Source organism: Nocardia altamirensis NBRC 108246, assembly GCF_001612685.1.
Taxonomy (GTDB): Bacteria; Actinomycetota; Actinomycetes; order Mycobacteriales; family Mycobacteriaceae; genus Nocardia; species Nocardia altamirensis.
On record NZ_BDAY01000009.1, the window covers coordinates 210,460 to 224,420 of the forward strand.

Genomic DNA, 13,961 nt, shown 5'->3' on the forward strand with positions numbered 1-13,961 from the left:
AGGTCGATTGCGTTTCATTTTCTTTACTTTGACGTTCCGGGCGGTGATTTGCGTAGTTTTCCCGTCGGCCGCCGCTCGGTTCACGACCGACCCGCCTCGGCGCCGAAGCGGGCGAGCACCAGGTTCTCGATCACCCCGACGACCGCGTAGAGCAGCACCGACACGATCGTGACGAGCACGATCGACGCCCACAGCTGGTTGTACTGGAACGTCGGAATGGCCCGGATCAGGCTGGCGCCCAACCCGGTTCCGCTGCCGAGCCACTCACCGAGCAGTGCGCCGATCAGCGCGCCAGGCACCGAGATCCTGGCCGCCGCGAACACCGAGGGCAGCGCGGCGGGCACCGCGACCATCCGCAGCCCGGTCCAGCGCGAGCCGCCGTAGGCGGCCACCAGCTCCAGCGCCTGCCGCGGCGCGTTGCGCAACCCCGTCATGATCATCACCAGCGCCGGGAAGAACACCACGATCGCGGCGAGCACCGTCACCCCGCCGAGCCCGCGGCCGAACACCAGCACGATGATCGGGGCCAACACGACCAGCGGCACCGAACGCAGCAGCATCGCCACCGGAAGGAAGGTCTGCTCCACCGCCGCGAACGAGACGAACAGCGCGGCGACCACGATCGCGGCGCCCATGCCGAGGCCGAACCCGATGGCCGCGTCCCGCAACGTGATCTGGAGATCGTCGAAGATCAGATCCCGGGCCTTCGGCGCCCCCGGCGAGGTGACCAGATACCGCCAGATATCGCCGGGCGCCTTGCCGACCCGGGGGCCGACCTGCGGGAACGCCTTCAGGAAGACGTACCAGATCGCCAGCATCAGCAGCAGCGAGGTGAACAGCGGAAACAGGAACCGCCCGATCCGCACCACGACCTTCATCGTCCCACCTCCGAATATGCCTGTGCGTCACACAGTTTCGCGGATGTCATCGCGCCTCCTGAGTGGTCCACGGCGCGACGAGGCGAGCACCGAGCGCAACGACCGCATAGCCGAGCCCCGCCAGCGCGGCCGCCGCCAACGCCATGCCCCAGGTGCGCGGCACGTTGTACGCGGTCTGCGCAGCGGTCAGCGCGACGCCGATGCCGCTGTCCACGCCGCCGAGATATTCACCGATGATCGCGCCGAGCACCGCGGAGGGTGCCGCAATCTTCAAGGCCGCGAACGTATTCGGCAGCGCCGAGATCAACTGCACCCGGTACAGCTGCTGCCAGCGCCCGCCGCCGTAGGCGCGGACCAGATCGAGGCTGGTCCGATCGGCCGAACGCAAGCCGGTCACGGTGCCGACCATGGTGGTGAAGAAGCAATACATCGCTGCCAGGAACACCGTCGGGGTGCGGCCGCCGAACACCACCAGGATGATCGGGCCGAGCGCGAGCAGCGGCGTGCAATAGCTCAGGATCGCCAGCTGGGTGGCCAGCGATTCGATCTGCGGGACAAGCATGATCAGGATCGCCAACGCGATGGCCAATCCGTTGCCCCAGACGAAACCTTGCAGTGCACCGAGCGCGGTGATCCGGAAGTTGGGTCCGTAGAGGCCCCACCCGTCGGTGTACATGGTGTGCAGCACCGTCCACGGGGTCGGCACCGTGCCACCCGCGACGCCGAGCGCGGCGAGCAGCCACCACACCCCGATCAGCCCGACGACACCGAGAAATCCGCCGATCCGCTTCATGCTCGACCTCCCCGACCGCGTTTGGCGCAGTACGCGAACGAGGGCACCGGCTGTCCGTACCTGCGCACCCGATGCCAGCCGGGTCGAGCCTGCCACCAGCAGCGCGCGCGGCGCCCGCCTTCGACGTTCACGCCTTCTCCTTGCCTGCCGCGACTTCGCCGCCCAATGCGCCGCCGGTGCCGGACTTTCCGAACAGCAGTTCCGACAGGTAGTCGTGCAGCTGGTGGAATTCCGGCGTGCGCATCATCTCCGGCAAGCGCGGGCGCGGCAGATCGATCTTCACCAGCTCCAGCACCCGGCCTGGCCGCGGGCTCATCACCGCGACGACATCGGAGAGGAACACCGCCTCGGCGATGCCGTGGGTGACCATCAGGGTGGTCGCAGGCTTCTCCGTCCAGATCCGCAACAGCTCCAGGTTGAGCCGCTGCCTGGTCATGTCGTCCAGCGCGCCGAACGGCTCGTCGAGCAGCAGCACGGTCGGCTTCACCACCAGCGCCCGTGCGATCGAAACACGCTGACGCATACCGCCGGACAGCTGCGCGGGCTTGGCCTTCTCGAAGCCGTCCAGCCCGACCAGCTGGATCAGGTCCGCGATCAGCGCCGGATCCGCGGGGAGCCCGGCCACCTGCAGCGGCAACTTGATGTTCGACTCCACCGAGCGCCACGGCAGCAACGCGGAATCCTGGAACGCGATGCCGAGCTCGTGGCGGCCGCGCAGTTCGGCCGGGGTCTGGCCATCGATCAACGCCTTGCCCGCGGTCGGCGTCTCCAAGCCTGCCAGGATGCGCAGCACCGTCGACTTGCCGCAGCCGGACGGGCCGAGCAGCGAAAGAAACGCACCCTGTTCGGTGTGCAGATCCACCGCGTCCAGCGCGTGCACCGTCTTCCGGCCGACTCGGAACGACTTGGTCAGCCCGCTGATGTGGATACCGGTCCCCCCGGTGCTGCTCTCCGTAGTCATGCGGCCACCTCGGCCGCGGCCCCCGCTGTCACGATATTTCGCTCGGTGCGATCCCTCATGACGGTCACCCTAGAAGGGGACCGTTGCACAGATATTGCGAATCGCGCTGCCAGATTGCGCAATCGTTACGCACCTGGGCCGTTCCGGCCGGATTTTCGAATCCGTGCGAGCCGAAATCCCGAGTGTGGATGAGATGAGTGTGCGCGCGGGTTGCACCACAGGTGAACCCGATCTTCTCGCTGCTCGACGCCAAGCTGCACATCGCGGGCTCGGAGATCCTCTGGCGCGAGGTGATCGGCAACGGTTTCGGGCTCGCCTCCGCGATCGGCGGCATGCGGCGGCGGGTGTGGGCGTGGCCGATCGGCATCGCCGGGAACGCCTTGCTGTTCACCGTGTTCGTCGGTGGCATCTTCCACACCCCGCAGCACCTGAACATGGCGGGCCAGGCCGGACGGCAGCTGATGTTCATCGCCGTCAGCGTCTACGGCTGGTGGAGTTGGCACCGGCATGCCAACGCCGAGACCGGTCTCGAGCACCGCGGCGTCGACCCGCGCTGGGCAACCACCACGGAACGACTCGTCCTGATCGCAGGCATGGGGATCGGCACCGTGGCGTTCGCGCAACTGTTCGCCGTGATCGGGTCCTACGGCCCGTGGGCTGAAGCCTGGATCTTCACCGGCTCCGTCCTTGCGACCTACGGCATGGCCCGCGGGCTCGCCGAGTTCTGGCTCATCTGGATTGCGGTAGATATTGTCGGCATCCCCTTGCTCCTGAAGGCGGGGTACTACCCGTCGGCCACCCTCTATCTGGTCTACGCGGGCTTCGTGGCCTGGGGTTTTGCCGTCTGGGCCCGGGCACTCCGACCGCCTCGCACACCGGTCGACCGAACGGACGCGAGACCTCTTTCCGCACCAACGCGATAACTCGTTCCGCACGCACGTTCAGCCCTGGCGAGTCGCCACCGCCCGGGGGTAATCTCGCCGCTTCATCATCGATTCAGAGCAAGGGGGAATAAATGGGCGCACCGGAGTTGGAGCATCGCGTCACCGTGGTGGAGCGGAGCATCGACGAACTGGCCGACATGAACGGCGAAGCGCTCGCGATCGCCAAACTGGCTGGGACCGAAGCACTTGCGGCACGCCAGGCGAACCACCAGGGGATCAAGCTGCTCAACGCATTACGCAGTACCCAGGTGGAACAAGGCGCTGTGCAGGCCGAGCACAGCAGACATTTGGCAGATCACGGTCGGCAACTAGACGAAATACGCAGTACGCAGGGGCAACACACCGGGGCACTCAACCAACACGCGAGGACACTCGGCCAACACACCAAGACCCTCGGCCAGCACACCGGGATCCTCGACAACCACACAGAGATCCTCGATCAACACACCGAGGTCCTCGGCCACCACACAGAAATCCTCAATCAACACACTGAAGTTCTCGGCCACCACACAGAAGTCCTCAATCAACACACTGAGGTTCTCAATCAACACACGGACACGCTGAGCACGATCGAGACGTTGTTGCGCAAGCACTTCAACGACCCGGCGGACGGCTGAGGGTTGGTGGCGGGTGTGGGTCGACAGGGTCGGCCCACACCGCGGTCACCGTCCTCGGGTCAGTCCTTCTTGTTCGCCGCGTCGGCCAAGAGTTCGGCCATGGCTTCGCCCATGGCGGTCGAACGCTCGAAGTGCAGGCCGCGGTCTGCGGCGTGGCCTGCGAAGAGGTGCCAGGCCGACGAGGTCAGCAGGCGGGCAATGGCTTCCTGGTCGGGGCGCTCGGCATCGGCGGGGGCGCCGAGGTATTCGGTGACGACGCCTTCCACGAGGCCGACCATGCCGTACACGACCGGACGGTACGGCAGCACATCGATGCCGAGGATCCCGCTCCAGGACGAAACCTGTTGCCACAGTGTCTCGGCCACGCGATGCCTGCCGATGGTGAGGCTGGATTCGCCAGCGGCGTGCCCGTGCACCGTGCCGCTCTGGCCGTACTGGTACAGCTTCGGATGCTCCGCCGCCCAGCGCACCACGGTGCGCATCACGTCGAGGACGATCTCCTCGAAGGTTTTGGCCGGGTCGAGCACGAGGACGGCCTCGACCTCGGCCACGTACCGCTCGACGACGAACTCGCGCACCCGGGAGTCCAGGTCTTCCCGGTTGTCGAACTGCCGGTAGACCACCGAGCGGGCCAGTCCGGCGCGCTCGGCGATCTGCTGGATCGAGACCTCGACGTTCGGATCGTTCTCCTCGAGCAGCGCGACGGCCGCCTCGAGGATCTGCGTCTGCCTGGTCGAATTGTGTTCCCGCCAGCGCTGACCGCCCGCGCGCCTGCGATGGCTACGCATGGTGCCGGGCGGTTTCACAGTTGTCGACTATACGGCGGTGTCGGCGCGCTCCAGTTCCGGCAGGAACCGGGGACGCATGGTCAGCGGCCCGTCCGGACCGCCGGTGAACGAGATCTGCCGCCGCGGCCGCTGCTCCGAGATCGCGTCGAATTGCAGGTGCTGTGCGAAGGTGGCGACCACGAGGCTGGCCTCCATGCTCGCGAATCCCGATGCGACACACATTCTTTTGCCTGCGCCGAACGGCATCGAGGCCCGCTTGTGGTGACGCTCCATGTTGTCCGGCAGATACCGGCTCGGGTCGAACTCTTCCGGGCGGTCCCACACCCGCTGGTTGTGATGCGAGCCGTGGATGAGGGTGATCACCGTGGTACCCGGCTTGATCCGGTAGCCGCCGAGCGCGTCCTCTTCCTTCGCCGTCCTGGCCAGCCCGACGACCGGCGGCAGCAGCCGCATGGTCTCGGCGACGACGGCCTGCGTCCACGGCAGGCGATCGAGATCGGCGGCGGTGGCCGGACGCGACCCGAGCACCGAGGTGACCTCGTCGCGCAGGCGGTCGCGCGCCTCCGGATGCTCCGCGAGCAGCTGCCACACCCAGGAGAGCGCGGTCGCGGTGGTCTCCATACCCGCGCCGATGAACGTCATCAGCTCGTCGTGAATCTCCTGATCGGTGTACTGGTAACCGGTTTCGGGATCGGAAGCGTCCATCAACAGAGCGAGCAGGTTGTCCTTCCGACCGATCCGGCCCGCGCGATGATCGGCGATCAATCCGTCGACCACGCGCTCGGCATGGCGTAGATCGCGCATGCTGCGTGGCTCGATCACCCAGCCCGCGGCCCGCATGACCCGCATCGGCAGCCGGGAGTTGCCCGCGCCGTCGCGGTGGCGGCTGTGCTTGTGCACCCAGGTGCCGAGGTGGTGAATCGGACGGCTCAGGTTGGACATGAAGCCACGACCGAAGAACCGCAACAGCCGGTGCAGCACCACCTCGGACATGGGTCCGGTGATGTCGGTGCCGAACATGGTGCGCGACGTGATATCCAAGGTGAGACGGTTCATTTCGGCGTTGACGTCCACTACGTCGTTGGCCGCGGTCAGCTTTCGGATCCGGATGACCGCGTCGTTCGCGGCCTCGACCATGACCGGCGCGAAACCGTCCACATTGCGTTTGGCGAAGATCGGCTGGACCAGCCGCCGATTGCGTTGCCACAGTTCGTCGTTCAGGTCGGTTACCAGGCCGCGCCCGAAGGCGACCGCGAGCATGTCGTACTCGGGGCTCTTGGTGTAGTTGTTCTGGTTGGTCACCAGCACGTGGCGCGCCAGCTCGGGGCTGCGCACGATGACGAACTTGGCGAGCGGGACCCTGGCCACGATCACGTCGTCCTGGCCGGGAAAGCCGGTCACATAGTCGACCACCGTATGGTCGCGCACCTTGGTGAGGATGCCCAGCGACAGCCGCACCGACTGCCACCAGCCGATGGGGGTGTTGTGCCAGCGGATGAAGGTCGGCGCCCAGCGGGGTGGGTGCAGCGTGGTATCGACCGCGGTGGCGTCGGTGGCTTCGACATCGGGCATGGCGTGCTCCCTGTCCAACACTTATATGGGACGTACTGTCCCACTCACAGTAATGAGACATGATGACCCGGTCAATGGGTCGATCGCACCAATCGGATTGCCCGAATCCGGCCGGGAAAACAACTCAGCCCGGCAGGCATCCCTCGCCTACCGGGCTGTCCGCCACCCGCCGTCTACACCACGTCGACCCGCACCCCCGCCGCGCGAATCGCCGCCACCGCCACCGGATCCGCGTCGGAATCGGTGACAAGCACCTGGACCTGTTCGATGCTGCAGATCCTGGCCAGCGCGGTCCGCTCCAGCTTGTCCGCGGTCGCCACCACCATCACCTGCCTGGAACGCCGCACCATCTCGGTGGTCACCCCGGCCTCGTCGATGTGCCTGCACTGGGCGCCGCCCTCGGCGGAGATCGCGTTCACGCCGAGGATCAGCTCGTCCAACCGCAGCTCTGCCAGCGCCCGCTCAGCGAGCGGCCCGTGCAGTTCGTAGGACTCCCTGCGAGCGACCCCGCCGAGCACGACGGTACGCATGTGCGGGCGCAGCACCATCTCGCCCGCGATGTTGAGCGCGTTGGTGACGATGGTCAGCTGCTCGTCGCCGGTGATCCCGAGGTCGGTGCGCCCGGCCAGCGCCCGCGCCACCGCGGTCGTCGTCGTTCCCCCGTTCATCGCGATGACTGCGCGCGGATCCACCAGGGACGCAGCATGTTCCGCGATTCGTTGCTTGGCCTCGCCGCCGGTCTGGCGATACCTGGCAGGCAGATCGTAGGCCACGGAGGTCGCTACCACGCCGCCGTGCGTTCTGGTCGCCAGCTGCTGCTCGGCGAGCGCGGTGAAGTCGCGGCGCACCGTGGCCGAGGACACGCCGAGCCGCTCGGCGGCCTCCTCCACCGAGAGCCGCCCGGACTCCGCCAGCAGTTCGAGCAGCCGGTTCCAGCGCTGCGGGCGATCGGTCGGTCCGGTCATCTCAGTCGACCTCCCCGACGAGAGCGCAGCGCGACCACGCGGTGATCCGCGCGGCCCGCCCAGCGAGCACTGATCTGACCTGCTGTTTTTCGAGGCACGCGGACAATATGATCACAGGCACCCCGCCGACCGTAGGGATTCCGGCGCGGATGTGCCAGTACCTATCCGCCCGGCCGCTTCGCCGACTGCCGACCCACCCCACCGATTTCGCAAGCCGTCCTCCCCACCGGGGTGACCATCACCGGGCGAAAGCGGCGGCGCTCGCCAGCGGCACTGTGAGGAACGACGCCGCACCGTCGGTGCGTTGAATGTCGTAGACACCACCGAGCAGCGCCGGGTAATCCTTGGGGTTGAGGATGTGGGTCGGCGCATCACCGGAGCCGATCGTCACCTGCAGCCGATGGCCCGGCGGGAAGACGTGAAAGACCGGGCGGACCTTCACGTTGTATTCGGTCACCTGCCCCGGCACCACCGGAAGCAGCGAGTCCCTGCTGCCGGGATGGAAGGCGCCGAGCACGCTGCCGTCCTCGGTGCGCCAGGTCCGCGCTTCGTCCAGCGCACGGTAGTTGCCCGCGAGCTGGCCGTCGGTCAGCGCGGTTGCGGTGCCGTCCGGCGCGATGTCCTGGACGGTCACGCTGAACGCCGACGCCGGCGTGTTCGAGGTCGCGAACAGGGTGGCGCCGATCGGACCGGCCAGCACAGTGGGTTCGGTGAACGCGTCGGTGGTGTACTGCGGATTGTCCAGCAGCCCAGGCACATCCGGATGCGCGGGGAACTGCCCGCACGGGTCGTCCACCCCGACCAGCGTGGTGAGCAGCTCGTACACGCCGGAGAAGTTGCGGGAGAAGGTGGCGTTGCAGATGGTTCCGGCATTCATCGGGCTGAACGTCACCCGATCCGAACCCGACTGCGCCACAGGACGTTCCGTAGACAGGCGACCGCCATCCGCGAGATACAGGTTGCGTGCCGGGGTTTCCCGCACCGGGTACGTGGCGCTCTCGGTCACGTTGCCGTCCATGTCGATCGCGTGCAGCGGGGTCGTCGTCTCGTCGATGCCGTTGTGATCGTTCTTCAACCACCGGTCGAACCAGGCCAGCTGGATGGCGTGCATGTCGAGGTCGGTGTGGCGTTGCACGCCGGGCTGGATGTGAAACCAGGGGCCGGTGAGCATTTGGTAGCGCCCGCTGGATGGCGCGGCGACAGGCATCGGCCCGTTGTGTGAGCGGCCCGCGTAGGCATTCTGCAGACCGGCGAAGGTGCGCGGTGTCCCGTCCTGCAGCAGGTCGTATTGCCCGCTGATCAGATACGTCGGAATGTCGTTCGCCGCAATCTGTTCCACCACATTGTCGATGGCGCGCGACTCCCAGTACGGACCGTTGTACAGCTTGTCGCCGTCGAGAAACGCGCTGATGAGCGACGGCCAGGTGCCATCGGCCCAGAAATGCGTCTTCAGGTGATCGACGAAGACGCTCAGCATCTTGCCCGGCTCCCGGTAGAGGCCGAGGATCGGATCGAGTTGCGGCAGCGCCGTGATCGGCAGCGCGAGCATCGAGGACAGGAAGGCGATGTTGAAGAAGCCGTCATGGCCGAGCAGATCCTGGAACGCATGGTTGCCCGGCATCAGCGGGAAGAGCGCCTTGATCGGCGAACCCTGTTCCATCACCCCGGCGGCGAGCAGCTCGCTCATCCCGAGGTAGGACAACCCCCACAGCCCGATCTCTCCGCTCGAGCCGGGCAGCCCAGCGGCCCAACGGATTACCCGCTTGGCGTCCTCGCGTTCCTGCGGCTGCAGGATGCTCCACTGGCCGTCGGACGATCCGGTGCCGCGGATATCGACGATCACGCTGAGGTAGCCGCGTTTGACGAAGTAGTCGCCGTAGCCCGCGGCATCGGTCACCTGCTTCGCCACGTCGATCACGGTGGGCAAGGCGTGCTCGAGCAGTGGGCCGAGGCCCTCGTAGGACAGCAAACGCAGCAGCCCCGCACTGTCTTTGCCGTACGCGGTCTGGGTCAGCACGATCGGGAAGGGGCCAGGCGCCTGCGCACCGGAGGCGTCGGTGGGATACCGAACGTCCGCGCGCAGCACGGCGCCGTCGGCCATCGGGATCTCGACATTCTTGTGTTCACCGACGCCGTAGCGCTCCGGCTGCGGCTGCCAGCCGTCGGGTAATCCGGTGCGCGAGTTGGCCTTCGGGAAGACGGCGGCCGGCGCCGGATCGGCGAGGGCGACCGGGGCCGCCATCGGCAGCACCGAGGAGATGGCGAGCACGGCGACGGCGAGCACGGCGCGGCCACCATGTGCGGTCGCCATGGAGAATCCGCGCCACGTCCGGTGCACCGCGCGCGGCCTGGCCCAACTATCGGTCATCTTCATCGATCACCCATCGCTCCCGTGCACGGTGCAGCGGACTGCCCGCGATCATTTCGGTGCACGGCGGGCGCAGGGCCCGCCATATTGGTAAGTCATATTTTCAGATGCAGACCGGGATGTCTATACCTGTCCCAGACGATTTTCCGTCAGTTCGCGGTGAGGTCTCGACGCAGCAGCTTGCCGGTGCTGGTGCGGGGTAGCTCCGCGACGAAACTGACATCGCGCGGCACCTTGAACCGGGCCAGATTCGCCTTCACGTAGGCCCGGACTTCGTCGGCGGCCAGCTCGTGCCCAGGCCGGCGCACCACGAAAGCCGCAAGCCGCTGGCCGAATTCGTCGTCCGGCACCGCGACGATCGCCGCCTCGGCGATGGCCGGGTGCGCGTACAGCAACTCCTCGACCTCGCCGGGAAACACGTTCTCCCCGCCCGAGACGATCATGTCGTCGTCGCGGCCGTCGATGAACAGCCGCCCGCCCGAATCCCAGTGCCCCACATCGCCCGAGGACAGCAACCCCTCGATGCTGTCCTTGGTGCCGCCGCCGGAATACCCGGCGAACGAGAGCAGGCTGCGCACGTAAATGGTGCCGCGGGCGCCCGGCTCGGTGACGAGCTTGCCGTCCTCGCCATAGAGCCGGACGGTGCACACCGTCGGTGGCCTGCCCACTGTCCCGGACGCCGCCTTCCAGTCCTCGGGCGTGGCGATGGCGGCGACGCCGACCTCGGTCGAGCCGTAGAAGTTGTACAGCACATCGCCGAACGCCGCGGCGGCCGCGTCGCCGAGCACAGCGGGCAGCGCCGAACCCGCGCTGAAGATGATGCGCAGGCTGTCGGTGTGATACTTGACCAGCATGCCTGGGCCGAGGTCGAGTATCCGGCGCAGCATGGTCGGCACGAGAACGAGCACCTGCGCCCGATGCTCGGCGACCGCCGCCATGGTCGCCTCGGCGTCGAATCGCCTGCGCAGCACCACCGTCGAGGCGAGCGAGAGCGCCAGGATGAACTGGTTCAACGCGGTGCCGTGGAAGAGCGGCGCGGCGAGCACCATAGTCTGATTGCGGCGCAACGGAATTCGCTCGAGCAGTGCGGCCGCGGCCAGTGGCGACTTCACCTCGCGCGGCACCCCCTTCGGGGTCCCGGTGGTGCCGCCGGTCAACAGCACGAAACCACCTTGCCTCGGCGGCGGAGCCAGGTCAGCGGTGTCGTTGCCCGCGATCAGTTCATCGATCGTCGGCTCGTCGACAACGCCGTCGTGTACCGCGAGCACCCGGCGCACCTGCGGCGGCAGCACCCGCAGCAGGTCGGCGAATTCCTGGTCGTACACCACGACATTCACGCCTTCTCTGACAACGACATCGGCCAGCTGTGGACCGGCGAACCCGGTATTGAGCAGCACCAGCCGAGCACCGATCCTGGCCGCACCGAGCATGGTGTCCACCAGCTCGCGCCGGTCCCGGACGAGCGTGGCGACCGTGTCGCCCGTTCCGAGGCCGAGCGCGGTGAAACCGCGGGCCAGCGCGTTGCCGCGCGCCTCGAGCTCACGGTAGGTGAGCGGGCCGAGTTCGTCGATCACGGCAACCCGCTCGGGTTCCCGGCGCGCCGACATCCGCATCGGCCCCGCGATGGCGCCGTACTGCCGGACCGCCCTGGCCGCGCGCATCAGGTCGACCGGCCTGCGCAGATCGAGCACGCCTGCCCGCTGCAGCACACCCACCGAGTGCAGGTTGACCACCAGTGCGCGCGCGGCAGTTGCGAGGGAGGACATGAACACTCCGTCCAGAGAAAGTCGTCGATTCCCTCGAACAAGGGACTCGATACGACTGTAAGAGACGCACTCAAATTCGGCAAGACATCTTTTCAGATGACTGAAAGGACGCGACTACAGCGACTTTCGCCGATTTTCGGCTCAGGTCAGGCCGAGACCGGAATTCACAACGAAGGCGATCTCGTCGCATATTTCATCGAGATCGACCACCGAATCGGGCAGGGTGGTGTGCACCAATTCCTGGGCAAGTGAGTTCACCGCGCCGATCACCGCGAGCGCGAAAAGGTCGAAGCGTCGCGGCTTGGTCTCCCCGCGCTCGACCGCACGCTCGGCCTCGCTGATCAACAATGCGGACAGCAGGCGCCGCTGTTCCCTGCGCCATTCCTCCACCGCCTGACTGACTCCGACCACCTCGACATAGCAGACGCGGGCCGAGCGGCGATCCTGACAGGTCACCGCCAGATAGGCACGGAAACCCTCGACTACCCGCTCCGACATCGGTTTACCCGCGGACGTCGTCAGCGATTCCACCGCCCGCGCGGACGCCTGGGAGGTAATCCGATCGGCCAGCGCGATCAGCAATGCTTCCCGGCTGCCCATATCTTCATAGAAACTGCGCGTGGAAACATTGGCCACCGCACACAGTCGCTCGATGGAAGTGGCCGCATAGCCATGGGTTCCGAATAATTCGAGCGCGGCATCGATCAATCGGGTCTGCCGCTGGGCCACCCGCTGCTCCCTGGACAGCCCACCATAGCTGCGCCCGTCTCTTGGTTCCGCTACCCGCCGTGCCACCGTTCGATGCTACCCGCAGAACCGCATCGGCCCCGGCACGGACATCGGTCCGCACCGGGGTCGACGGGCTATTTCTGCTGGCCGATCGCGTATCCGACAAGCGCCTGCGCCATCGGCGGCAGGATCTCCGCGAGCGCATGTCCGAATTGCGGATCCGGAATGGTGCTCACCGGACTGGAGATCGAGCAGCCCGCCGGCGCGGGCACACCGTTCAGCCGATCCTTCAGCCAATAGAACGCGCCGGGCAGATGGGTGACGACGCCGGAAAGATGTTCGGCGGCGAACTCCCGCACATAGGTCACGCTGGGACCGCCTTCGGCACAGTATTTGTCGACGACCGCATCGGTGCCCGCGATCGGTATCAGCTCGTCGTTCTGCGCGTGATAGAAGTAGATCGGCACCGACGGTTTCCGCTGACCGAGCGAGTTGTCCGTGATCGCTTCCTTGATCTCCGGCATCGCCAGTGGGTCGGCACCCTGGAACGTGCCGAGGTAGTTCAGTCCGGGAAATACGAGGGCGCCCTGCGGATGACAGAGCACCTTCTTCGAGGCGAGGACGAATTGCCCGAGGAGATCGACCCGCTCACGCAACACCCGCTGCATTTCCGGATATTCGGTGGCGATACCGACGAACGCGGCCGAGATCAGGCCCGCATACACGCCATTGTTGTTGTGCCGCACCACCGCTGCGAAGTCGGCGGGCGCGACACCGCCGGACGCCGAGCCGACGATATTGAGCTCGGGGGCATAGCTTTCCTTGATCTCCGGCACGAACGACGAAGGAATGGTGCCGCCCGAGTATCCCCACAGCGCCGCAGGCGTGCTCGGCCCGTTCAACTGCGCGGGCGCGAAGTTCTCGGCAGCGCGAATGCCGTCGAGCGTTGCCTGCGCATTCATCCGCGAGGCGCCGTAGGCCGAATTCTGTCCCTGATAGTCGGGCATGGCGACAGTCCAGCCCTGCCCGAGGCCAGCGGCAATCGGGATCAGCGTCTCCGCCGCATTCACGTAATCGACTGGAATGGCACCGGATTGGGCCACGTACGACGGCGCGCAGTACTGCGCGCCGCTGTCCTCGGCGATCTGGTACGACAGCAACTTCGCCCCACCCGCAGGCGCGGGACCACGCGGCTTCAGGATCGTCGTGACCGTCGCGATCGGTTCTCCGTGACTGTTGGTCGTGCGGTAAAGCAGCTGCCACGCATCGACATTCAGCTGCAGAATGCCCATGAATGCCGGGTAGATCGCCCGTGCGCGAAGAATCTCACCGGGCTGGGCCGCGGCAACCGCGCCTGCCGAAGGCCGATAGAAGTCGTCGAGCTCCGGCGGCAGCGTGAGCGCGGGCGCCGGTTCGACCCGCACGCCCTCCTGCTCCCCCGGCGCCGCCTGCCCCGAACCGAGTGCCATCCACGACGCCATCAGCACGATGACGCCGAGGACGACGACGCGCCCACCATTGCGCACGCTCATCGAAGTGCCTACTTCCCGTTACCGCTCGTTACCAATATTGGTAAGAGA

General features: G+C 66.8%; 12 protein-coding genes. 2 read left to right on the forward strand and 10 right to left on the reverse strand.

Annotated elements, in window-relative coordinates:
• Nucleotides 1-80: 80 nt before the first annotated feature.
• The 3 genes from NA11_RS05855 to NA11_RS05865 form a co-directional block, all read right to left on the reverse strand.
• Complete coding sequence (locus tag NA11_RS05855; RefSeq protein WP_069160689.1) at nt 81-878, reverse strand: ABC transporter permease; 798 nt, start codon at nt 876-878, stop codon at nt 81-83.
• Between the two features lie 46 nt (nt 879-924).
• A complete protein-coding gene (locus tag NA11_RS05860; RefSeq protein ID WP_141717428.1) occupies nt 925-1,671 on the reverse strand; it encodes an ABC transporter permease in 747 nt (248 codons plus the stop codon).
• 127 nt (nt 1,672-1,798) lie between these two features.
• Nucleotides 1,799-2,632, reverse strand: coding sequence for an ABC transporter ATP-binding protein (locus tag NA11_RS05865; protein WP_069160690.1), 834 nt, complete (start codon nt 2,630-2,632; stop codon nt 1,799-1,801).
• Nucleotides 2,633-2,853: 221 nt separating this feature from the next.
• Between NA11_RS05865 and pnuC the strand changes: the two genes are divergently transcribed.
• Nucleotides 2,854-3,555: a nicotinamide riboside transporter PnuC gene (pnuC, locus tag NA11_RS05870; protein WP_069160795.1), complete on the forward strand. Its 702-nt coding sequence runs from the start codon at nt 2,854-2,856 to the stop codon at nt 3,553-3,555.
• Between the two features lie 92 nt (nt 3,556-3,647).
• The gene (locus tag NA11_RS05875; RefSeq protein ID WP_069160691.1) at nt 3,648-4,193 is read left to right on the forward strand and encodes a hypothetical protein; all 546 of its coding nucleotides are present in this window, start codon (nt 3,648-3,650) and stop codon (nt 4,191-4,193) included.
• Between the two features lie 59 nt (nt 4,194-4,252).
• On the opposite strand, the gene NA11_RS05880 is transcribed toward NA11_RS05875, so the two are convergent.
• The 7 genes from NA11_RS05880 to NA11_RS05910 all read right to left on the reverse strand — a co-directional run bounded on the left by NA11_RS05880 (nt 4,253) and on the right by NA11_RS05910 (nt 13,913).
• Complete coding sequence (locus NA11_RS05880; RefSeq protein WP_069160692.1) at nt 4,253-4,999, reverse strand: TetR/AcrR family transcriptional regulator; 747 nt, start codon at nt 4,997-4,999, stop codon at nt 4,253-4,255.
• A gap of 9 nt (nt 5,000-5,008) precedes the next feature.
• Nucleotides 5,009-6,553, reverse strand: coding sequence for a cytochrome P450 (locus NA11_RS05885; RefSeq protein ID WP_069160693.1), 1,545 nt, complete (start codon nt 6,551-6,553; stop codon nt 5,009-5,011).
• Between the two features lie 173 nt (nt 6,554-6,726).
• Nucleotides 6,727-7,518 carry a DeoR/GlpR family DNA-binding transcription regulator gene (locus NA11_RS05890; RefSeq protein WP_069160694.1) on the reverse strand — a complete coding sequence of 264 codons (792 nt, stop codon included), beginning with the start codon at nt 7,516-7,518 and terminating at the stop codon, nt 6,727-6,729.
• Nucleotides 7,519-7,756: 238 nt separating this feature from the next.
• Nucleotides 7,757-9,892, reverse strand: coding sequence for a CocE/NonD family hydrolase (locus NA11_RS05895; RefSeq protein ID WP_084654202.1), 2,136 nt, complete (start codon nt 9,890-9,892; stop codon nt 7,757-7,759).
• A 143-nt stretch (nt 9,893-10,035) separates the two neighbouring features.
• A complete protein-coding gene (locus tag NA11_RS05900; protein ID WP_069160796.1) occupies nt 10,036-11,652 on the reverse strand; it encodes an AMP-binding protein in 1,617 nt (538 codons plus the stop codon).
• A 141-nt stretch (nt 11,653-11,793) separates the two neighbouring features.
• A complete protein-coding gene (locus NA11_RS05905; protein WP_069160696.1) occupies nt 11,794-12,447 on the reverse strand; it encodes a TetR/AcrR family transcriptional regulator in 654 nt (217 codons plus the stop codon).
• Nucleotides 12,448-12,515: 68 nt separating this feature from the next.
• Nucleotides 12,516-13,913: a lipase family protein gene (locus tag NA11_RS05910; protein ID WP_069160697.1), complete on the reverse strand. Its 1,398-nt coding sequence runs from the start codon at nt 13,911-13,913 to the stop codon at nt 12,516-12,518.
• Nucleotides 13,914-13,961: the final 48 nt, after the last annotated feature.